The sequence below is a fragment of the Microcystis sp. MC19 genome, assembly GCF_003019735.1.
GTDB lineage: Bacteria > Cyanobacteriota > Cyanobacteriia > Cyanobacteriales > Microcystaceae > Microcystis.
Window position 1 is genome coordinate 1,747,657 of record NZ_CP020664.1, and the last position, 21,702, is coordinate 1,769,358.

General features: G+C 40.2%; 22 protein-coding genes. 16 read left to right on the forward strand and 6 right to left on the reverse strand.

The window, feature by feature from the left end; genetic code table 11:
- The 12 genes from B5D77_RS08930 (at position 1) to B5D77_RS08985 (ending at position 13,064) form a co-directional block, all read left to right on the forward strand.
- On the forward strand, positions 1-942 hold the full coding sequence (locus B5D77_RS08930; protein ID WP_106908675.1) for a glycosyltransferase family 2 protein: 942 nt from the start codon (positions 1-3) through the stop codon (positions 940-942).
- A 63-nt stretch (positions 943-1,005) separates the two neighbouring features.
- Positions 1,006-2,595: a hypothetical protein gene (locus B5D77_RS08935; RefSeq protein ID WP_254053064.1), complete on the forward strand. Its 1,590-nt coding sequence runs from the start codon at positions 1,006-1,008 to the stop codon at positions 2,593-2,595.
- Positions 2,571-3,143, forward strand: coding sequence for a hypothetical protein (locus B5D77_RS27145; protein ID WP_254053065.1), 573 nt, complete (start codon positions 2,571-2,573; stop codon positions 3,141-3,143). Before B5D77_RS08935 ends, B5D77_RS27145 begins: the two co-directional genes overlap by 25 nt.
- A gap of 446 nt (positions 3,144-3,589) precedes the next feature.
- Positions 3,590-4,330, forward strand: a complete 741-nt coding sequence (locus tag B5D77_RS08945) for a Uma2 family endonuclease (RefSeq protein ID WP_106908676.1) — start codon at positions 3,590-3,592, stop codon at positions 4,328-4,330.
- A 115-nt stretch (positions 4,331-4,445) separates the two neighbouring features.
- Positions 4,446-5,255: a Uma2 family endonuclease gene (locus B5D77_RS08950; protein WP_106908677.1), complete on the forward strand. Its 810-nt coding sequence runs from the start codon at positions 4,446-4,448 to the stop codon at positions 5,253-5,255.
- Positions 5,256-5,289: 34 nt separating this feature from the next.
- Positions 5,290-6,141 carry a Uma2 family endonuclease gene (locus tag B5D77_RS08955; RefSeq protein WP_106908678.1) on the forward strand — a complete coding sequence of 284 codons (852 nt, stop codon included), beginning with the start codon at positions 5,290-5,292 and terminating at the stop codon, positions 6,139-6,141.
- Between the two features lie 34 nt (positions 6,142-6,175).
- Positions 6,176-6,904 (forward strand): Uma2 family endonuclease, encoded by a 729-nt coding sequence (locus B5D77_RS08960; RefSeq protein WP_106908679.1) that lies wholly within the window; start codon positions 6,176-6,178, stop codon positions 6,902-6,904.
- Between the two features lie 116 nt (positions 6,905-7,020).
- Positions 7,021-7,854: a Uma2 family endonuclease gene (locus B5D77_RS08965; RefSeq protein ID WP_106908680.1), complete on the forward strand. Its 834-nt coding sequence runs from the start codon at positions 7,021-7,023 to the stop codon at positions 7,852-7,854.
- Between the two features lie 115 nt (positions 7,855-7,969).
- On the forward strand, positions 7,970-8,716 hold the full coding sequence (locus B5D77_RS08970) for a Uma2 family endonuclease (RefSeq protein WP_106908681.1): 747 nt from the start codon (positions 7,970-7,972) through the stop codon (positions 8,714-8,716).
- Between the two features lie 61 nt (positions 8,717-8,777).
- Positions 8,778-9,818, forward strand: a complete 1,041-nt coding sequence (locus B5D77_RS08975; protein ID WP_106908682.1) for an NAD(P)-dependent oxidoreductase — start codon at positions 8,778-8,780, stop codon at positions 9,816-9,818.
- 10 nt (positions 9,819-9,828) lie between these two features.
- The gene (locus B5D77_RS08980) at positions 9,829-11,034 is read left to right on the forward strand and encodes a class I SAM-dependent methyltransferase (protein ID WP_106908683.1); all 1,206 of its coding nucleotides are present in this window, start codon (positions 9,829-9,831) and stop codon (positions 11,032-11,034) included.
- A 227-nt stretch (positions 11,035-11,261) separates the two neighbouring features.
- Entirely contained in the window at positions 11,262-13,064 is a 1,803-nt protein-coding gene (locus B5D77_RS08985) for a thiamine pyrophosphate-binding protein (protein ID WP_106908684.1), read from the forward strand.
- Positions 13,065-13,131: 67 nt separating this feature from the next.
- Here B5D77_RS08985 and B5D77_RS08990 read toward each other — a convergent pair whose 3' ends face one another.
- The 3 genes from B5D77_RS08990 to B5D77_RS09000 are packed head-to-tail and all read right to left on the reverse strand — an operon-like array spanning position 13,132 to position 16,229.
- On the reverse strand, positions 13,132-14,448 hold the full coding sequence (locus B5D77_RS08990) for a sedoheptulokinase (RefSeq protein ID WP_106908685.1): 1,317 nt from the start codon (positions 14,446-14,448) through the stop codon (positions 13,132-13,134).
- Positions 14,423-15,535: an iron-containing alcohol dehydrogenase gene (locus B5D77_RS08995; RefSeq protein WP_159036953.1), complete on the reverse strand. Its 1,113-nt coding sequence runs from the start codon at positions 15,533-15,535 to the stop codon at positions 14,423-14,425. Before B5D77_RS08995 ends, B5D77_RS08990 begins: the two co-directional genes overlap by 26 nt.
- Positions 15,536-15,557: 22 nt before the next feature.
- Positions 15,558-16,229: an SDR family NAD(P)-dependent oxidoreductase gene (locus B5D77_RS09000; protein WP_106908687.1), complete on the reverse strand. Its 672-nt coding sequence runs from the start codon at positions 16,227-16,229 to the stop codon at positions 15,558-15,560.
- Between B5D77_RS09000 and B5D77_RS09005 the strand changes: the two genes are divergently transcribed.
- Positions 16,212-17,018 carry an IS1 family transposase gene (locus B5D77_RS09005; protein ID WP_254052957.1) on the forward strand — a complete coding sequence of 269 codons (807 nt, stop codon included), beginning with the start codon at positions 16,212-16,214 and terminating at the stop codon, positions 17,016-17,018. The genes B5D77_RS09000 and B5D77_RS09005 overlap by 18 nt on opposite strands.
- On the opposite strand, the gene B5D77_RS26575 is transcribed toward B5D77_RS09005, so the two are convergent.
- The 3 genes from B5D77_RS26575 to B5D77_RS09020 all read right to left on the reverse strand — a co-directional run bounded on the left by B5D77_RS26575 (position 17,015) and on the right by B5D77_RS09020 (position 19,293).
- Positions 17,015-17,185, reverse strand: coding sequence for a hypothetical protein (locus tag B5D77_RS26575; protein WP_216824550.1), 171 nt, complete (start codon positions 17,183-17,185; stop codon positions 17,015-17,017). The two genes, B5D77_RS09005 and B5D77_RS26575, sit on opposite strands and share 4 nt — an antisense overlap.
- A gap of 307 nt (positions 17,186-17,492) precedes the next feature.
- Positions 17,493-18,590 carry an N-acetylneuraminate synthase family protein gene (locus B5D77_RS09015; protein ID WP_106908688.1) on the reverse strand — a complete coding sequence of 366 codons (1,098 nt, stop codon included), beginning with the start codon at positions 18,588-18,590 and terminating at the stop codon, positions 17,493-17,495.
- Positions 18,591-18,639: 49 nt separating this feature from the next.
- Positions 18,640-19,293, reverse strand: coding sequence for an HAD family hydrolase (locus B5D77_RS09020; protein WP_159036955.1), 654 nt, complete (start codon positions 19,291-19,293; stop codon positions 18,640-18,642).
- Between the two features lie 337 nt (positions 19,294-19,630).
- Here B5D77_RS09020 and B5D77_RS09025 point away from each other — a divergent pair, with 337 nt between their 5' ends.
- From B5D77_RS09025 to B5D77_RS09035, 3 genes are all read left to right on the forward strand, one after another.
- Positions 19,631-20,056, forward strand: coding sequence for a GtrA family protein (locus tag B5D77_RS09025; RefSeq protein ID WP_106908690.1), 426 nt, complete (start codon positions 19,631-19,633; stop codon positions 20,054-20,056).
- A complete protein-coding gene (locus B5D77_RS09030) occupies positions 20,056-20,988 on the forward strand; it encodes a glycosyltransferase family 2 protein (protein WP_106908691.1) in 933 nt (310 codons plus the stop codon). The genes B5D77_RS09025 and B5D77_RS09030 overlap by 1 nt, the downstream gene beginning before the upstream one ends.
- Positions 20,989-21,345: 357 nt before the next feature.
- A complete protein-coding gene (locus tag B5D77_RS09035; RefSeq protein WP_106908692.1) occupies positions 21,346-21,615 on the forward strand; it encodes a YciI family protein in 270 nt (89 codons plus the stop codon).
- The last annotated feature ends 87 nt before the right edge of the window (positions 21,616-21,702 follow it).

Below are 21,702 nucleotides of genomic sequence, written 5' to 3' on the forward strand. Positions count from 1 at the left end.
ATGAGTAAAAAATTAATTAGTGTTGTTACTCCCTGCTACAATGAACAAGATAATGTTGAGTTTTCATATACTGAGGTCAAAGAGATTTTTGCAAGATTAGGAAAATATGAATACGAGCATATTTTTATCGATAATGACTCTCAAGATAAAACAGTAAGTATATTAGAGCAAATCTCTCAAAGCGACTCTAGAGTCAAAATTATCATTAACGCTAGGAATTTTGGCTTTGTTCGTTCTACCTATTACGGCCTCTTACAAGGAACTGGAGATGCGGTTATTTTAGTCTTCGCCGATTGTCAAGATCCTCCCGAACTAATCGTCGATTTTTTAGAAAAATGGGAGGAAGGCTATCAAGTTGTTAAAGGAATTAAAAGATCTAGTCAAGAGAACTCTTTGGTCTATAGTGTGAGAAGATTTTATTATTTTTTAGTTAGAACCCTATCAGAAGAGATTGACTTAACTTCTAATTTTACCGGCTTCGGTTTATATGATCACAAAGTGATAGAAGCATTGCGTTTGATCGATGATCCTTATCCCTACTTAAAGGGTCTTATTTCAGAAGTCGGTTTTAAGAGTGCTAAAATCGAGTATCATCAGAAAGTCCGAAAACGAGGTAAGAGTAGTTTTAATTTTTATCGAATGTACGATCTGGCAATGCTGGGCATCACTACCTATTCTAATTTTCCGCTAAGATTGGCGACAATGATCGGGTTCGCTCTATCTCTAGTGAGTTTTCTGGTCGGTCTGGTGACTTTGATTTTGAAGCTTCTGTTTTGGAACCTTTTCCCCATAGGAATAGCGGCGATCATTATCGGATTGTTTCTTTTTTCTTCTGTACAGTTATTTTTTATAGGTATTTTAGGAGAATACATTGGTTTGATAAATAGACGAAGCTTAAAAAGACCTCTAGTGGTAGAGAGAGCGCGAGTCAACTTTGATTAAGAGTTACCTAGCGATGTTCTTTAATCCAAATTGTAAAAGACAATAAATAAAGAGGAAAATAAAATGTATCAAATGAACAAAAATATGATCGATCAATGGCTTAAAGGAGTAGGGGCGTTCCTACTTATTTTTATTGATGTAAATTATCTTCTTACCACAAGATTTGAGAGCTTGAAAGGAAATGAAAGTTATGAAGCAATGTGGTATCTATTGGTTTTAACTTCAATTGTTGTTTTACCTATATTCTTGGGTAAAGTTTTGAACTATTTGAGTTCTATTTTATCAAAAATAATCAATAATTGGCAAGTCACAAATCAAAGTCACAATCTTGAGTTTTTACTTTCGTGGGGACTTGGTCTTGTTTTCAACACGATAGCAATTCAAAGAATCTTTACCCAAGGATCTAGTCAAAGTCTCGGGTTATATATCAGACCCGAGATGTCATCCAACTCAGATAAGCTGACAACTTATTTATCAAGCTTGAATTTTTCGTTGCTAATTCCAGTTGCATTAATTTTAACAGTTATTTTCTTTTTTCTATTACATTTATTTTCCCTTCGTAAATTTGTGAGAACATTATTGATTGAAAATATAGTTTTTATTGGAGTTTTAGTGACGGTGACATCAGTTGCTTGGAGTCTGGTTTATACTGATCCATCGAACTACCATTTTAATGTGGTTCTCTTCCCATTAGCTGCCATTAATGGTGATTCCCCTTTTATTCCCCTTGTTGACGATGGATTTAAAAGTTTATATGGCGGATACTACCTTTGGCTTGGCCTACTATCACGATTAATGGGAAATAGTCTATTGTCTATCAAAATTGTTGTATGTAGTTTGATTGCTCTTCAGATTATTCTTTACTATTTAATAGTTAAAGCCATCTACAAAAATTCGTTGATCAGAATTTTGGTATTCATTAGTTGCCTATTTTGGAGTTATTTTCATGGTAAGGTAGTAAGCCAAGATTTATACTTTCAATATTTTCCTTTAAGAACTTTATTCCCTTGTCTTTTGATGGTTACTTTGTTGTATATATCTGAAAGAAAATTTCTCGATAAAGCTACTTTTTCCTTGAATTTTTTAACAATTAACTTACGAGATTTACTTCTAGATTTTATAGTGGCAATGGCTCTATTAAGTAATTTTGATTCTGGTATCTCTGTCTTGATTATGTACTTTTTTATTTACATTTGGAATGAGTTTAAAATAGATGGTTTTAGCGCAAAAAACATGATTAAAAAATTAACGGGATTTAGTATAAATCTCATAATTATCATTTTCATAATTATTTTTGGCTTTAGAATTATTGCTGGAGAATTTATCAATTTTTATAATTATATAGGTTTTACTCTTAAATTTGGCTCTGGCTTTTTTGGTTTGCCTTTTCCAGATAATATATGGATGATATATATGGTTGTTTACGGTTTTAATATCATACAATCTTTTCAGAGTCCCATTGAGGATAAAAACGCTAAGTATCGTTTTGTAATTGCCATCTGGGGAATAGTTAGCCTCTTTTATTTTGTCAATAGAAGTCATCCTTGGAATTTGATATCTGTATCACTTCCATTTTTTCTTTCCTATGGTTGTTTGATTGATTATGCCTTTAGTTCTTATCGAAAAAAATGTCTGAATCTGAACCAGAATTGATGCAGAATAAAATGGCATTTAGGGAGTTTTTACCAATCTTATTGCCCGATTCGTTTGATTTGTTAAGGCTCTCCCTTATCAGTGTATTAGTCATGCCCTTTATTATTATGTCCCTAATCGCTTGTGTAAAATTTATCCCCGCAACGATATCCAATTTTCAAAGCCCTAAAAGCTATTCGCAAATGTCTGCTTTAGCCAGCTTGTCTGAGAGAGTGGCTACATTAGAACAGCAATTAAACCGTCCATCAATTCTCCTTTCAGATTCATTTGAATCCTATTATTATCTTGACAAAAACAGAAAAGTCTTGTTCTATCCCGAGACAACTTCTATTTTATCTGGGGACAATTCTTTTCAGCCCCGTTTTATTGATGCTCTCAATAAATTTAATCCAATTGTCACGGTCTGCCCCTTAAGGAAAGTTTTCAATTACAATCTTCGTGGCACGTTTTTAGAATTACTCTATCAGAACAATTATAAACTTCTAGAATCCCGGAAAAGCATAGATTCTACTATAAAGCGAAGTTGTGATATTTATGTAAAAGATTAGAACTGTAATAGAGTCAGAGAATCTGGTTCTTCGGTTTGTCTTATGCAATGTCTGTCTCTATAAGGAATGAAACCCTTAAGTAGTCGTGCAAAATTAATTTCCTAGTGAAGATAGGCAAAAGGCAAAAGGCAGGAGGCAAGAGGTGGTTAGATATGTGTAATTAATTTTGCTTAGGTACTTATAGAGACAGACATTGCCGCAATTTTTGTCAATTGTTTGGGATATGAAGCGAACTAATCAATTAAATCTCTTGCCAGATAAGGATTTAGTCGATTTATGCCCCCATGTCAAACCATACCAAGTCCCGGAGAGCCGAGAATCTTGACAAAATCCCATAACCTAAAATGAGCCGAGCGCTTGGCATCAAGATTGATAGCGCTAGGGGTTGACATTGATGATAGTTTATGATAGGAAAGTAGCACCAGTTGTTCACCCCAACTAATCCAATGGCTGAAGAAACCCTCCTAATTGCAGCTAACCCACAAGGGATCAAGCTACCACCAACCCAAGATGAGCTACCTTCTGATGATGGTATTCCCATGGAAACCCAGCGACACGGACTGCAAATGCAGTTATTAGTCAGACCTCTCTCCCGGTGGTTAAAAACTCAGGGACGAGAAGCGTTTGTCGGAGGCAATATGTTTGTTTACTTTAGCCCCAATCAAGTGCGGAACGAGGATTATCGCGGGCCTGATTTATTTGTCGTTGTGGACGTGCCTCGAAAAGAAAGGAAAAGCTGGGTCGTCTGGGAAGAAGAGAAAGCCCCTGATGTGGTGATTGAGTTGCTCTCTGAAAGTACAGCCAAAAAAGATAAAGAAGAGAAAAAACTCATCTATCAGAATCGTTTGCGGGTGACAGAATACTTTTGGTATGATCCCTTTGACCCAGAAGATTTAGCGGGACATCGCTTAGAAGGGGGTGTTTATAAATCTTTAAACCCAGATGCTCAAGGCAGATTCAGCAGCAAAATATTAGGGCTAGTGTTAGTGCGGTGGCAGGGAATTTATGGGGATGAACAAGAGCCGATTACTTGGCTACGTTGGGCAACAGCAGAGGGGCAATTGCTCCCCACCATAGAGGAGTTGGCCGAGCAGGAAAAGCAACGGGCCGAGCAAGAAAAGCAACGGGCCGAACGCTTGGCAGCAAAATTAAGAGCGCTAGGGGTTGAAGTTGATGATAGTGTATGAACTAATTGCAGGCATTGTCCACCTACAGGTCTATTTTATAATTAATTTAATGCACCTACTTAGTCGTGGACAGTTTATGAGAGCTTATTAAATATAGGAAGGACTGTTTACGACAATGACACCATCTACAATTAATTTGTTCAAAAAATCACCGCCAATCACCTGGGAAAAACTGCCAGATGATTTTATTCTACCTGACGAACCTGTGGACAACAACTTGCAACCCCTATTAGCAGCAGCTTTACGGGAATCCCTAGAATTAGCAGGACTAATTCTAGAATCGATGCTAATTGCCTCTAATTTTGGCTTGTGTGCTACCGTTAAAACTCAAACTGTTGTCAAAGCACCTGATTGGGTTTATATTCCCTCAGTAAAACCGATTGCTAGTGGAGAAATTCGGCGCAGTTACACTCCCCACCTCCAAGGAGAAATTCCTACCATCGTCCTAGAGTTTATCTCGGAAACCGAAGGGGGTGAGTATTCCATCAATCCTCACTATCCCTATGGAAAATGGTATTTTTACGAGCAAATCTTACAAGTACCTGTCTATGGAATATTTCAGCCAAAAACCGGAGAATTAGAAATTTATCGATTGAATCAAGGAAGGTATGAACAACAAAAACCTGATGAAAACAATCGTTATTGGATAGCAGAGATTAACTTATTTTTGGGAGTCTGGCAGGGAAAAAAAGCGGAAGTAACAGCCTATTGGTTACGTTGGTGGGATAAGTCGGGCAATCTGTTATTGTGGGGGAGTGAGTTAGTACAACAGGAAAAGCAACGGGCAGAGCAAGAAAAGCAACGAGCCGCGCAAGAGCGTCAACGAGCCGAACAAGCTGAGTTAGAACTTGAGCAAGAACAAATTGCTCGCCAACGTTTGGTGCAAAAGTTAAAAGAGTTGGGAGTCAATCCTGAAAATCTATAGGCCATTTTAGATATTTGAATTAGTGAAATTACTTATGACAGCCATGCAACTACTTCAGTCAAACCCCTTACCAACTATTACCTGGGAAAAACTGCCAGATGATTTTATTCTACCTGACGAACCTGTGGACAACAACTTGCAACCCCTATTAGCAGCAGCTTTACGAGAATCGTTAGAATTAGCAGGACTAATTCTAGAATCGATGCTAATTGCCTCTAATTTTGGCTTGTGTGCTACCGTTAAAACTCAAACAGTTGTCAAGGCACCTGATTGGGTTTATATTCCCTCAGTAAAACCCATTGCTAGTGGAGAAATTCGGCGCAGTTACACTCCCCACCTCCAAGGAGAAATTCCAGCAATTGTCCTAGAGTTTATCTCGGAAACCGAAGGGGGTGAATATTCCATCAATCCTCACTATCCCTATGGAAAATGGTATTTTTACGAGCAAATCTTACAAGTACCTGTCTATGGAATATTTCAGCCAAAAACCGGAGAATTAGAAATTTATCGATTGAATCAAGGAAGGTATGAACAACAAAAACCTGATGAAAACAATCGTTATTGGATAGCAGAGATTAACTTATTTTTGGGAGTCTGGCAAGGAAGCAAAGCTGAATTTACTACTAATTGGTTGCGCTGGTGGGATAAGTCGGGAAATTTGCTATTATGGGGCAGTGAGTTAGTAGAGCAAGAAAGGCAACGAGCCGAGCAAGAGCGTCAACGAGCCGAACAAGAGCGGCAACGAGCCGAGCAAGAGCGGCAACGAACCGAGCAAGAGCGTCAACGGGCCGAACAAGCTGAGTTAGAACTTGAGCAAGAACAAATTGCTCGCCAACGTTTGGTGCAAAAGTTAAAAGAGTTGGGAGTCAATCCTGAAAATCTATAGCCCATTTTAGATATTTGAATTAGTGAAATTACTTATGACAGCCATGCAACTACTTCAGTCAAACCCCTTACCAACTATTACCTGGGAAAAACTGCCCGATGATTTTATTCTACCTGACGAACCTGTGGACAATAACCTGCAACCCCTCTTAGCAGCAGCTTTACGCGAATCCCTAGAATTAGCAGGACTAATTCTAGAATCGATGCTAATTGCCTCTAATTTTGGCTTGTGTGCTACCGTTAAAACTCAAACAGTTGTCAAGGCACCTGATTGGGTTTATATTCCCTCAGTAAAACCCATTGCTAGTGGAGAAATTCGGCGCAGTTACACTCCCCACCTCCAAGGAGAAATTCCAGCAATTGTCCTAGAGTTTATCTCGGAAACCGAAGGGGGTGAGTATTCCATCAATCCTCACTATCCCTATGGAAAATGGTATTTTTACGAGCAAATCTTACAAGTACCTGTCTATGGAATATTTCAGCCAAAAACCGGAGAATTAGAAATTTATCGATTGAATCAAGGAAGGTATGAACAACAAAAACCTAATGAAAACAATCGTTATTGGATAGCAGAGATTAACTTATTTTTGGGAGTCTGGCAAGGAAGCAAAGCTGAATTTACTACTAATTGGTTGCGCTGGTGGGATAAGTCGGGAAATTTGCTATTATGGGGGAGTGAGTTAGTAGAGCAAGAAAGGCAACGAGCCGAACGCTTGGCAGCAAAATTAAGAGCGCTAGGGGTTGAAGTTGATGATAGTGTATGAACTAATTGCAGGCATTGTCCACCTAGATGTCTATTTGATAATTAATTTAATGCACCTACTTAGTTGCGGGCAGTTTATGAGAGCTTATTAAATATTAGGAAGGACTGTTTACGACAATGACACCATCTGCCATTGATTTACCGACAAAATCAACGATAATCACCTGGGAAAAACTGCCAGATGATTTTATTCTACCTGACGAACCTGTGGACAATAACCTGCAACCCCTCTTAGCAGCAGCTTTACGCGAATCCCTAGAATTAGCAGGACTAATTCTAGAATCGATGCTAATTGCCTCTAATTTTGGCTTGTGTGCTACCGTTAAAACTCAAACTGTTGTCAAAGCACCTGATTGGGTTTATATTCCCTCAGTAAAACCGATTGCTAGTGGAGAAATTCGGCGCAGTTACACTCCCCACCTCCAAGGAGAAATTCCTACCATCGTCCTAGAGTTTATCTCGGAAACCGAAGGGGGTGAGTATTCCATCAATCCTCACTATCCCTATGGAAAATGGTATTTTTACGAGCAAATCTTACAAGTACCTGTCTATGGAATATTTCAGCCAAAAACCGGAGAATTAGAAATTTATCGATTGAATCAAGGAAGATATGAACAACAAAAACCTAATGAAAACAATCGTTATTGGATAGTAGAGATTAACTTATTTTTGGGAGTCTGGCAGGGAAAAAAAGCGGAAGTAACAGCCTATTGGTTGCGCTGGTGGGATAAGTCGGGAAATTTGCTATTATGGGGGAGTGAGTTAGTAGAGCAAGAAAGGCAACGAGCCGAGCAGGAAAAGCAACGGGCCGAGCAGGAAAAGCAACGGGCCGAGCAGGAAAAACTACGGGCCGAACAGGAAAAACTGAAGGCCGAGCAAGAAAAGCAACGGGCCGAACGCTTGGCGGCACAATTAAGAGCGCTAGGAGTTGAAGTTGATGATAGTGTATGAACTAATTGCAGGCATTGTCCACCTACAGGTCTATTTGATAATTAATTTAATGCACCTACTTAGTCGTGGACAGTTTATGAGAGCTTATTAAATATAGGAGGGACTGTTTACGACAATGACACCATCTACAATTAATTTGTTCAAAAAATCAACGACAATCACCTGGGAAAAACTGCCAGATGATTTTATTCTACCTGACGAACCTGTGGACAACAACTTGCAACCCCTATTAGCAGCAGCTTTACGGGAATCCCTAGAATTAGCAGGACTAATTCTAGAATCGATGCTAATTGCCTCTAATTTTGGCTTGTGTGCTACCGTTAAAACTCAAACAGTTGTCAAAGCACCTGATTGGGTTTATATTCCCTCAGTAAAACCCATTGCTAGTGGAGAAATTCGGCGCAGTTACACTCCCCACCTCGAAGGAGAAATTCCAGAAATTGTCCTAGAGTTTATCTCGGAAACCGAAGGGGGTGAGTATTCCATCAATCCTCACTATCCCTATGGAAAATGGTATTTTTACGAGCAAATCTTACAAGTACCTGTCTATGGAATATTTCAGCCAAAAACCGGAGAATTAGAAATTTATCGATTGAATCAAGGAAGATATGAACAACAAAAACCTAATGAAAACAATCGTTATTGGATAGCAGAGATTAACTTATTTTTGGGAGTCTGGCAGGGAAAAAAAGCGGAAGTAACAGCCTATTGGTTGCGCTGGTGGGATAAGTCGGGCAATCTGTTATTATGGGGGAGTGAACGAGTCGCACAAACTGAATATCAACTCGAACAGGAGCGAATGTTACGGCAAAAATTAGCTGAAAAATTAAGAGAATTAGGCGTTGAACCAGAAACCTTGTAGGAGACTTGTCAAATGCTGATAAAATCATGGAAGGAATCTTGGTAATGATTCGGGGCTGAAGATGCAACCTAACCTAACAAATGACTTAAATCACATTCTTGCCCATACTAAAACCCTGTGGGAGGAATTGCGGGGACAGCGGATATTTATTACCGGAGGTACAGGCTTTTTTGGCTGCTGGCTTTTAGAGAGTTTTATCTGGGCCAATGATCAGCTAGACTTAAAAGCATCGGCAGTGGTTTTAACCAGGAATCCTGATAGTTTCAGGCAAAAAGCTCCTCATTTAGCCAATCATACCGCTATTCAATTCCATAGCGGTGATGTTAGGTCATTTCAGTTTCCTGAAGGAGAGTTTTCTTATATTATTCATGGTGCCACTGAAGCGAGTGCCAAGCTCAATCAAGAAGATCCCTTACTAATGTTTGATACGATTATTGAGGGAACAAGGCATACTTTAGAATTTGCTAAATTTTGTCAGGCTAAAAAGTTCTTATTAACCAGTTCTGGTGCCGTTTATGGCAAACAACCCCCTGAGATAACCCATGTTTCTGAAGACTATTTAGGCTCTCCTGATTTAACTAATCCGGGTTATGCTTATGCAGAAGGAAAACGGGCAGCAGAAATGCTCTGTACTCTTTATGCTAAACAACAGGGATTAGAAACGAAAATTGCTCGTTGCTTTGCCTTTGTCGGTCCCTATTTGCCACTGGATACCCATTTTGCTATTGGTAATTTCATTCGAGATGGTATGACGGAGGGGCCGATTCTCATCCAGGGGGATGGTAGTCCTTATCGTTCTTACCTCTATGCGGCAGATTTGGCGATTTGGCTGTGGACAATTTTGTTTAAGGGAAAATCATGCTACCCTTACAATGTCGGTTCAGATGAGGATTTAACTATCGCTGAATTAGCAAAAGTTGTTGCCAGTACATTTGCATCAAAAGTTGAGGTAATTATAGCTAAAGAACCTATCCCGGGTAAACCTGCTGAACGTTACGTTCCTTCAGTAAAACGAGCCTTTTCTGAGTTACAACTTAAACCCTTGATTTCCCTAGGGGAATCAATTATCCGAACAGCTAGTTATAATTCATCGAAATTTTAGGATTTACACCATGAATCAGAAAAAATCACTGCGGAATTGTCCAATTTGTCAAGAAGAAAATGGGGAGATTCTTCACACACAAAATTTTGTTTTACCTGAAGGTCATCCCCTCTCAAATGGATATGATATACTATGTTGCGATCGATGTGGTTTCGTCTATGCTGATACAACAGTAAGTCAGAAAGATTATGATGTTTTTTACGCCAAATTATCCAAATACGAGGACAAAAAAACAGCTACGGGAGGAGGGGAGTCTCCCTATGATGCCGCCCGACTTCAAAAAACGGCTGAATGTATTGCTGAATTTTTACCAGATAAGAGCATTCGCATTTTAGATATTGGCTGTGCCAATGGTGGTTTATTAGGCTATCTTAAAAAACTAGGATATAACAATTTATGTGGTTTAGATCCATCTCCTGCTTGTGTTGAGAATACAAAACAGCTTTACGGAATAGAAGCTTATGCTGGTTCTATTTTTACGCCGCCTCAAGATTTAGGAGATTTTGATCTTGTCATTCTTTCTCATGTGTTAGAGCATATACAGGATCTGAAATTTTCTGTAAAATTAATAGAACAATTAATCAAAGTCGGGGGATATCTATATGTAGAAGTTCCCAATGCTTCGGGATATGTTGATCATGTTTTTGCCCCTTTTCAAGATTTTAATACTGAACATATTAATCATTTTTATCATCCCCATTTATCAAATTTATTAATTCAATTTGGATTGACCAATAAGTTAATCGGCGAAAAAGTCTTTGAGGTTTCTCCAGGGATGTCTTATCCAGCCATTTATAGCTTTTGGCAGAAGCAAGAGTCTAATTCATCGGAATTGGTAATTGCTCAGGACAAAATGCTCAAACAAAGAATCCTGCTTTATATTGAAAGCTCAAAAAAAATTATGACTGATATTGATCTTAAATTACAGTCAGTGTTAGAGGATGCTGCCGATGTTATTGTTTGGGGAACGGGACAATTAGCCATGAAACTACTGGCCGAAACTTCACTGGCAAAAGCCAATATAGTTGCTTTTGTTGATGGAAATCCCATTAATCAAGGTAGTGTTATTTCAGGGATTACGGTGCTATCACCCCATCAAATTCAATTGAGAGAGATGAGACAGCCGATTATTGTAACCTCAATTTTATCTCAAGAAGCTATTTACAATGCTATCCAAAAAATGCAGCTGCCTAACCCAGTTATTTTATTGAGATGAGCAAAGGCGAACTTAGCTCTATTTTATCGGTGAAATTTCTTTTTATTAATCTTGTCGAGTATATCAAGGTAAAAATTATAATTCTGAAATCATTGACTAGCATGGGTTTCAAAAAAAATGTCAATCGATATCTTTAATATCGCTAAAATTATTATACTGGGTGTTAATCTACTTACATCCTATATAATGATGTCAACCAAATTAGCGAATCTAAGAGCGAAACCCCGATGAGAGTTGCCGACTATATCGCCCAAACCCTTGTAGAACATGGCATCCATGATGTTTTCTTGCTTACTGGTGGTGGGGCGATGCACCTGAATGATGCTTTCGGGCGCTGTTCAGGACTATCCTACACCTGTTGCCATCACGAACAAGCTTGTGCCATGGCCGCCGAAAGCTACTATCGGTTAACCAATCGCCTAGCCGCCCTGAATGTAACCACAGGACCGGGGGGAACTAATGCCATTACCGGAGTCTATGGAGCGTGGACAGATTCCGTCGGTATGATCGTTATTTCCGGACAGGTGAAATGGGAAACCGTGGTCAGAAGTACAGACTTACCCCTCAGACAATTGGGAGATCAGGAAATTGACATTGTTAAATTGGTGGAACCGATCACCAAATACGCGGTGATGGTGACAGACCCCCAGTCAATTCGCTACCATCTCGAAAGAGCATTACATCTGGCTCAATCTGGCCGTCCTGGTCCGTGCTGGTTGGATATCCCGATGAATGTTCAAGGAGCTAAGATTGATCCCACATCTCTACCGGGCTACGACCCTAAAGAAGATGCGATCAGATATACTACTACCAATCTAGCAGCCACCTGTGAACAAGTTATCAACCGACTGAAAACCGCCGAACGCCCGGTTATCTACGCCGGATCGGGAATTCGTTTAGGGAGGGCTTATGAAGACTTCCTGCGCTTAGTGAATACTTGGAAAATCCCCGTAGTTACAGCTTGGAACGCTCACGATCTGATCTGGAACGATCATCCTTACTATATTGGTAGGCCAGGCACGGTCGGCGATCGCCCTGGTAATTTTGCCGTCCAAAATTCTGATTTCCTATTAGTTTTAGGTTGCCGGCTCAACATCCGCCAGGTGAGCTATAACTGGGAAAATTTTGCCCGGGAAGCCTATAAAATTATCGTGGATATTGACGAATCAGAACTGAAAAAGCCAACGCTCAAGCCAGATTTACCTGTTCATGCCGATGTAGCCGACTTCTTGGCGCATTTACTGCAACATCAAGTTGAGCCAACACAACACCATCAACAGTGGCTAGACTGGTGTTTGATTCGTAAGGAAAAATATCCTACTGTCTTACCCGAATATTGGCTAACACAAGGGGCAGTTAACCCTTATTGCTTTGCTCAAGCACTCTTTAAGGAACTCCCCCCGGGAGAAATAGTCGTGACCGGTGATGGAACTGCTTGTGTGACGACATTTCAAGCGGCATCAATCAAAGAGGGACAGCGCCTCTATACTAACTCTGGTTGTGCCTCCATGGGATACGATCTACCCGCGGCGATTGGGGCCTGTATTGCCAGTGGTAAGCGGCGAGTGATTTGTATTGCGGGAGATGGCAGCATTCAATTAAACCTACAAGAATTACAAACCCTGGTGGGATATCAACTGCCTATCAAGATTTTTGTCCTCAATAATCAAGGCTATCACTCGATTCGTCAAACTCAGCAGAATTTCTTTGCCGATAATATTGTCGGTTGTGGACCGGAAAGTGGCGTGACCTTTCCCAGTTTTGAAAAGTTGGCGGCGGCCTATGGGATTCCTTACCGACTTTGCCGAGAACACGCAACTATGCGGGAAGCTATTCAAGAAACCCTTGCCGGGGAAGGTTCTCAGATCTGCGAGGTGTTTCTTGACCTCAATCAACCCTTTGCTCCTAAGTTGTCTTCTCGTCGCTTGGATGATGGGCGCATGGTATCTTCTCCCTTAGAAGATTTATCCCCCTTCCTAGATCGAGATGAGTTTATGAGTAATATGATTGTTGCGCCCTTGACTGAATGACTCATCATCAATGTGGGACGGCTCTCAAGAGGTGACAAAGAGGTTGCAAGCCCAAATACAGGTTGAGTTAACGGGCTATTTCTCGCGCCCGACTGGCTAAACCCCAAAGGGCATCTTCTGATTGCTCGGAAAGCCTAATGGGCTCGCCCAGATAATTGTAAAAGGCCGACTGTAAAAATCTACTTTTTTGCATGATTCCCCCTGAACCAATATACTCAGAAATCTGACGAGAGTCGTGATTGATTCGCTTGAGTGCTTCGATATGGTTCTGGACGATCGAAACGAAGCAAGCCTTAAGGACTGAAGAGACATTTAGATTTTCCTCAGTCAGTCCCGTCAGTGAGCCTTCATTGCCGATCGCACTTGGGAAAAACCCCAGATTGACTTTCAATCGAGATGAAAAGCTAAGATCATGATCAACTTTTCGAGTCACCTCTGTCCAAGCTAGATCCAAATCGAGTTGGGGACTCAACTCAGTGAATAGCTTGAGCAGAGCATTCAGAGCGCGTCCAGCTGGAAGATGTGTAATTGTTTGAAGATAGCGTCCCTGAAAATAGGGGCGCGTTTGAAAATCTCCAACCTGAAATTCAGAACTCAGGCGACTCACTTGACTGCCTGTTGCGATGTTGAATGAAACTTGATCATCTCGCCATAAACCCGCTCCTAAAAGACTCACTTGCTGATCTCCAACGGAAGGATATACGGGTATTGTGCGCCCCCCCCATTTCAGGTATCCAAGTACTTCTTCTCCGACCACTACACCAGGCCAGTCGAAGCAATCAATCTTAGCAGTTCGAATAATATCCCGATGCCAATCGCCCTTCTTAATGTCCCAACATCCTGTAGCTGCGGCATTGCTTATGTGGAGCTGCTGAACAGGATTCTCGATGAGAGCCGACACGATCGCCGATCCCAGATCACAAACAACTCCTAGCTTCTCTCCCATACCTTGGAGCCGAAAAAGCTGCGTGATCGGAAATCCTGGCCGCAGGTACTCACCGGTCTCATGAAGAACAGAAAATATCCCCAAGCGATTTTTCAATTTTTGAAACGAGCTTACACCATCCTCGCTCTCCAGACATCGCAGGTCTTGCCAAGAGATAAAGGGAGAACAAAAGTCTTTCTCTCTCATGAGAACAAGTCCGTGCATCTGGTTGCTAAGAAGAACGCCCTGGCACTTTTCGGGATGGCTACTTAACTGGACTTGAATGGCTTGCGAAACGCTGTCAAGGATTCGACGCATGGAAACAGTTTTTCCATAGTTTCCGTCAAACGAAGGAAAAGGAATTCGCTCGATTCCATTCATTGAAAATTCTTCAGCATCAATCCGGGCTGACTTAATATAAGTCGCCCCTAGATCAAGACCGATAAAAAACATCTTCATTCAACAAATACCTTTCCAGTAGAGACTTAAATTCTTCGTCCAATGCAGTTTTTTTAATCTCAAGACAATTGTTCTCGGTGAAGTACACCATGTTTACTTCGGAAGCACTCGCCGCCTTTTTATCTCGACGAGCGGCCGTTAAAAGCCCTTCTGCTGAGACAAACTTGGTGTTCTTAAATCCAAAGTGATTGAGAATAACCTTCTTAATACGGCTGTATTTACTTTTCTCAAGCCAGCCTTTTTCAAAGGCAAAGAAATTTACGAAATCAATTCCCCACATGACTCCAAGTCCATGGGGTACGAAATGATTGGTTTCAGCTTCCAGAGCGTGGCCAAAAGTATGCCCGTAGTTAAGGATTCGACGGAGATCAGATTCATACTCATCTTCTTCAATGACCTTCTTTTTAACCATCAAACTATCGTAAATATGTTTGGCAGTGGCAGGTGATAGCAGCTCCTCTTGTTGTTCTAGATCTTTTTCAAGCTCCACGAACTTTTCAAACCCTCCAGTTAAATGCAACTTTAATATTTCACCGTATCCTGACTTGATATCATCGATTGACAGAGTTTTTAAGAACTCTGGTGTAATCAGAATTGCATAGGGCGAATTGAAAACCCCCAACTGGTTCTTAAAAGTTTTCAGGTTAATTCCGCATTTAGCTCCAATACTACTGTCAGACATACTCAATAGGGTCGTTGGAACTAATGTCCAAGGAATGCCTCGGAAAAAAATGCAGGTTGAAAACGTGGTAATATCCTGAATAATTCCGCCACCAATGGCGACCAAGTGGTTGGCTTTTGTGCATTTGTTTTCACTCAGCCAGTTTAAAACTTTTTCAATTCCACCAAAAGTTTTTGCGTCTTCGGTGGCCTCAATTTCTAAAACTGGAAACCCGTTCATGATTGGTTCAAGAGTCTGACCATAAAGCTTGCGGACGTTCTGATCAATGATAAAGAGCCGATTTTTGATCTGAGATACTTTTTGGGCAATATCTTCAACTGTAGGGGAAAACTCAACTGGATATTCCCTCTGGGCTGACTTAATTTTAAAGCTACTTGGGGTTGGAAAAATCATTTTTTCGTTCATAGTTCCTCTTTCTCTAAACAATCTAAAGAATCGAAATTCCACCATCCACAACGATGTTTTGACCCGTAAGATAGGAATTTTCTTCTGACACTAAAAAAGCGGCTGTTTTCGCAATTTCACTGGGTTCAGCCATTCTTCCAGCTGGAATCAACGATGAAATTTCCTTAATTTTTTCATCAGTATTGTTCTTGCGCGTGAGTTCCGTGTTCACGAAACCAGGACTCAGACAGTTCACCATGACGTTGTAGGGCGCCCATTCAATAGCCGCCGTTCGTGTCAAACCTAGAAGTCCCGACTTTGAAGATGTGTATGAGGCTCTGCCCGCTTTCGATAAAAAGCTAAACAAAGATGCGATATTGAGAATACGGCCATTTCTTTTTTGGCACATTCCAACTCCAAAGTGCTGCATCAATAGAAAGGGAGCATTTAAGTTGATATTCTGAATTGTCGACCAAGTTTGAAAATCAACTTCAGCTAGGGGTTGAACCACATTTTCTCCGGCATTATTGACCAGAATGTCCACAGAATCCGAAGAATGCTCGGCGACGAACTTCTGAACGGGGTAATGATTCGGTAGTAGTGGCGTAGCTCTCTTGCTTACCTGGTATGAATTGTGTAAAATATTTATTAATAAAAATAATTGGCTCGAATCAGTCTTTAAACCTCTAGCTTGATCATGACTTTTCTGATAAATATCTTTTTCTGGCTCCTGTCTGGCTTACTGAAATATCAGTCTAGCACCGAACAAAGTCCCCCCCCTAGTTCACCTCCGTTCCCCTGTCCTAATTGTGGTTCTCACCATACGATCAAGAATGGTTCTATTCATAATGGAAAACCCAAACGTCAATGTAAAGAATGTGGTCGTCAGTTTGTGATCAATCCCACTAATAAAACCGTCTCTGACGAAACCAAACAATTAATTGATAAACTCTTGCTCGAACGAATTTCCTTACGAGGAATTGCTAGAGTAACAGGGGTAAGTTGGTCATGGTTACAAAATTATGTCAACAATAAACTGGCGGCTGTCCCCCGTCAAATAAAGGTTTCGGACAAACCAAAAGGTAAATTGGTTATAGAATGTGATGAAATGTGGTCTTTTGTTTTTTCTAAGACGATAAAGGTCTATATTTGGCTGGCAATTGATAGAAATACAAGAGAAATTATTGGTTGCTATTTAGGAGATAGGAGTCGTCAATCAGCCAAAAAACTTTGGGCTAGTTTACCAGGTGTTTACCGACAATGTGCAGTTGCTTACACAGACTTTTGGGAGTCATATAAGACAGTAATTCCCAGTAAACGTCATCGACCAGTCGGGAAAGAAACTGGTCAAACTAATCATATTGAAAGATTAAATAATACCTTTCGACAAAGGATTTCTCGGTTGGTGAGAGAGAGTCTATCTTTCTCTAAAAAAATGGAGAATCACGTTGGGGCTGTTTGGTATTTTATCCATGACTACAATGCACAACTGGCAAAGGATTAAGCCGCCATCACTACTACAGAATCACCACCCTGAACGGATTCCATGTCACAAAGATCTAAATCTTCCCTTTTAGGTCTCAGTACCAATATTCCTCTCACCTCTAACTCAATAGCAATGGCTTCGCCGATTCCCCGAGAGGCACCAGTGACTAAAGCTGTTTTTGTCATGACTCTTTGAATGGTTTACGGAGGTCAATCGCAATTATAGCCTAATCTGAACCGTTCGGGGGGTTGGCTCTTCTCGTTTCTGTGTGCAGGGTAAGAAGAATAGGGAAATTGTCCAGAAATACAGTCCCCAAAGCCTTGCCTAGCAAGACTCCTACGAATGACAAGCACTGATTATCAAAGATTATAGCGGTGTGCAGTCGTATTAGGTACAGTGTCACAAGCTATAAACCATGCTAGGCAAAGCTTGGTCTGTATCTCACTCAAGCGCTTACCGCTATATCAAACAAAGTCCAGAATAGTCATAATTTTAAATACCCCGTTGATAGATAATCTTTCTGAGATTATCGTTAGTTGAATAAGGGCTATCAATGGAGTCAATCATAATCGGTTCATCCTTGTTGCAGGCCCTAGTTAATATTTCTCCTGACATTAACTCCCGGCAAGAAATCTGTCCTTTCTGGAGAGGAACCGCCAAGTATAGATCTTCATTGATGCGGTCATGGTTGAGAATGTAACCTTCTGGCAAATCCCTTTTAGCGTAAACCCCTCGAACCAGCGCATCAAGATACTTAATTTCTCTTTCAGGGGGCATTCTTTTTTGAGTACCCGGCGCGCCACACATTTCTTTAGCTTTTTGAAAAGCTTTAAACCAAATATCGACTTGTTCAGGTAGGGAACAATAAGGAGAGACAGGGACTCCATCCATCTCAATATCGATATGCCTTTCAAAAGTTCTCGCACCTTTAGCGTAGGCTATCAGCATTGAGGATGTCCAATCAGTATATTCATGGGTTGAAAAACCAATGACATGATTGGGGTAGCGATTTTTTAAATAATCGATTTGATTCATCTCTAGCTCAGAATCTTCGGAAGGGTAGAGAGAAACACAATGGTTAATAGCCAAAGGAACATTACGATTTTCAAAGAAGATGACTAAATCATCTATATCCTTGAGAGAAGAACCTCCGGTTGACACAATTACTGGTTTGCGAGTATCGGCAATTTTCTCAATTAAAAACCAGTCGTTGAGATCTGAACTAGCGATTTTAATAATGGGGATCCCCAGTTCGGCACAAAGATTAACAGACTTTTCATCAAAAGGAGTTGCCATCGGAATACAGCCACTTTGACGTACTGCTTTCACTAGAGTTGCGTAATCATCTTCTGTCATTTTTGTATCGAGAGTTTTTTTGATATAGCGAATATCAGCCCTGTCCCGAAAATCTCGATGAATGAAATTGTCCACATCTCTGAATTGAAGCTTGATCGATGCTCTGACATTATTAAACCTAACAATTCTAGAGAAGTCGGTGATGATTTTTAATCCTCTCTCTAAACTACCCCAATGATTATTGGCAAGTTCTAAAACAAAGAGTTCGTCAAAAATATCGCGGTTAATAGACATTGGATAATCCTCCTTAAAATTAGACTCTATTATTCCCTTGCATGAAAAGCTAATGCTTGATTAGACCTATCAATTCGGGAAAACTATAAATTTTACATAACTGCTCGGAAGTTTCAGATTCGTGTACTTTTCCATAGCCATAGGTGGCGGCAATGAAACTAAGTCCACAGGATTTGGCTGCCTGAGCATCATCACGAGAATCTCCCACCAACATAGCAGATTGTTGATTGATTTGATACTTTGTCAAGATATGTTGACAAATTGCCGATTTAGAGGAATAGGGATGAGTTCCCGTATCTGGAGATACAACATCGGCAAAAAAATGTAGCATCTGGAGATGATCTAAAATCTTAAAGGTTGGGTGGCTAGGCTTGTTAGTAACAATAAACATTGTAATATTAAAGTCGGACAATTGGCAAAGAGTTTCTACAACTCCTTCATAGATATCAGTTTTTTCCCAACCTTCACTATCGTAGCTTTTGCGAAACTCCCGGGTTAAATCATCAATCAGATCTGGATCAGCATTGCCGATCATCTGTTTGAACATTTCGGCCACAGGGGGGCCAATTAAGCTTGTAGAAATCTGATCTAGAGCAAAGTCTGGAAGTACAGATGACAACGCCTTTGTTAGAGAATATTTAATTCCCCTTGACGAATTAATCAATGTACCATCTAGATCAAAAAATATGTTTTGGATTTTCATATCAGTTTTAAGGTTTATAGGCAATAATCCCAACTCCCTCCCGACCATCATCTTGAGCATCAGGTAAGTAATCGATACGGGAAATGAACCCTTTTCTCTCAACTATAAATCCCACTGGCGTGCCTACAGGTGCTCATATATCTCGGTCTAAAGAATGTTTTTAGCCATGTTACACCATATTGCTATCTTTGTCAAGGATAATTTGCAAAATTGCTCAGTGGAGTTATAATGATAAAATATAGAGTAGCAATTATGGCATCAAAACAGTTCTTATAGCTGCCTTGCCGATTATGTTGCCAAACCATTGTCATGTTATGGGGGGTTTACCTGTAAATTAATGTATCTGATCAAAAAGGCTAAATTGGTTAACCTGATTAAAAAACATAAATTTGCCCGTTTTTTGCTGGTTGGCGCACTAAATACCCTGTTTGGTTATTTTTTATATGGTAGTCTTATACTGATAGGACTGAATTATAAGTACGCTGTCTTGCTGGCTACCATTCTGGGAGTTTTATTTAACTTTCAAACCACGGGAAAGTTAGTTTTTGGTAGCAAAAACAACAAATTGATTTTTCGTTTTGTCTTAGTTTATGTGGTGACTTTCTTGTTGAACGTTGAGGCCCTGAGAATTGTTGATGCTATTGATATTGGCATCGAGCAAAAAACTAAAATGTTAATCGCGGGTGCTATCTTGGTTCTTCCCTTGGCTGTCATCTCTTTTATTCTAATGAAACTATTTGTTTTTAGGGAAGGCTCGAAATAATGAAGAAAATTACGATTATGACCCCTTGTTATAATGAAGAAGGAAATATTGAAGACCTTTACCTGCGAGTTAAAGAAGTCTTTAATCAGTTACCTAACTATGAGTATGAACATCTTTTTATCGATAACGCTTCCCAAGATAAAACTGTAGATGAATTAAAAAAAATTGCTCAAAAAGACCCCGGGGTAAAGGTCATCGTCAATGCTAGAAATTTCGGTCCCGTTCGTTCTGGTTACTATGGGATTCTTCAGTGTTACGGAGATGCGGTTATTCCTATTGTAGCAGATCTGCAAGATCCTCCCGAATTAATCCTAGAATTTGTCAAGAAGTGGGAAGAAGGCTATAAAGTTGTTAAGGCGTTTAAAACGCCGATGAAAGAAGGATCTTTTTTCTATTTTGCCAGACAAATTTTTTATTATTTAATGGACAATCTTTCAGATATAAAAATTACTAGAAATTTTACAGGTTTCGGTTTATACGATCGCAAAGTCATCGATGTTCTACGAGAGGTTAATGATCCCTATCCCTATTTTAGGGGACTGATCGAAGAGTTGGGTTTTGAAAGTTTCTCTTTTGAGTATCAACAACAACGGCGAAAACGGGGTATTAGTAGTTACAACTTCTATCGATACTATAGCGAGGCGATGCTGGGTATTACCAGTCACTCCCAAGTTCCCCTCAGACTGGCCACCATGTTAGGCTTTGCTTTGTCCCTCTTGAGTCTGGTAGTGGCGTTAGGTTATTTAATCGCCAAATTGTTGTTCTGGGATTATTTCCCTTTAGGAACCGCACCAATCATGATCGGACTATTTTTACTCGCTTCTGTGCAACTATTTTTTATCGGTATTATTGGGGAATACATTGGCTTAATGCACATGAGAATTTTAAAAAGGCCTTTAGTTGTCGAACGAGAACGGATTAACTTTGAGTGAGTGACTGTATTTGTTATACTAACTCAATCTTGGAGGACAAATGGTAATGGTTAGGCGTTGGGTTTCATGCTTCAACCCAACCTACTTTCATCTTATATTTAATTCCACCCACCTACTTAAATACAATAGAAAACCTATCTGGATTAGCTAATCTATATATAGCGTTTTTCAGTCTAATGAGGTATAGTAAATCCATCGATAGATAGGCGTTTCAGCGTTTCAATCGGGACTCACTTCTGTGAAAACCGCTATAGTAAAATGTAGATTCTGTGTACCCCCCCACTTTTCCATAGCGATTTAGTCTGATTGACGATTCGATCGTAAAATAGCAACAGATCAAGAGAGTACAGGTCAAATATGCCGAAATTTGTTATCTGGGGTAGTTATTGTGAAAACGTGCTGGAAAAACGCGCACCCTATCGTCAAGCGCATCTAGAGGGATTAAATCAACAGAAAGAACGGGGAATTCTCATTACTATCGGACCAACGGCAGATTTAAGCCAAGTTTTCGCAATTTATCAGGCAGCCAGCGAGTCAGAAGTGCGAGAATTAATCGAAGCGGATCCCTACTGGCAAAATGGCATCTGGACAGAGTACCAAGTCAAAGAATGGATTCAAGCCATCTAAGGGGACTATCAGCTATATTTTTCTATAAGGGTGTTGTCATCTCCGGTCAAGTCTGAGGATATTGTCAAGGATAAACCGGAGTTATCC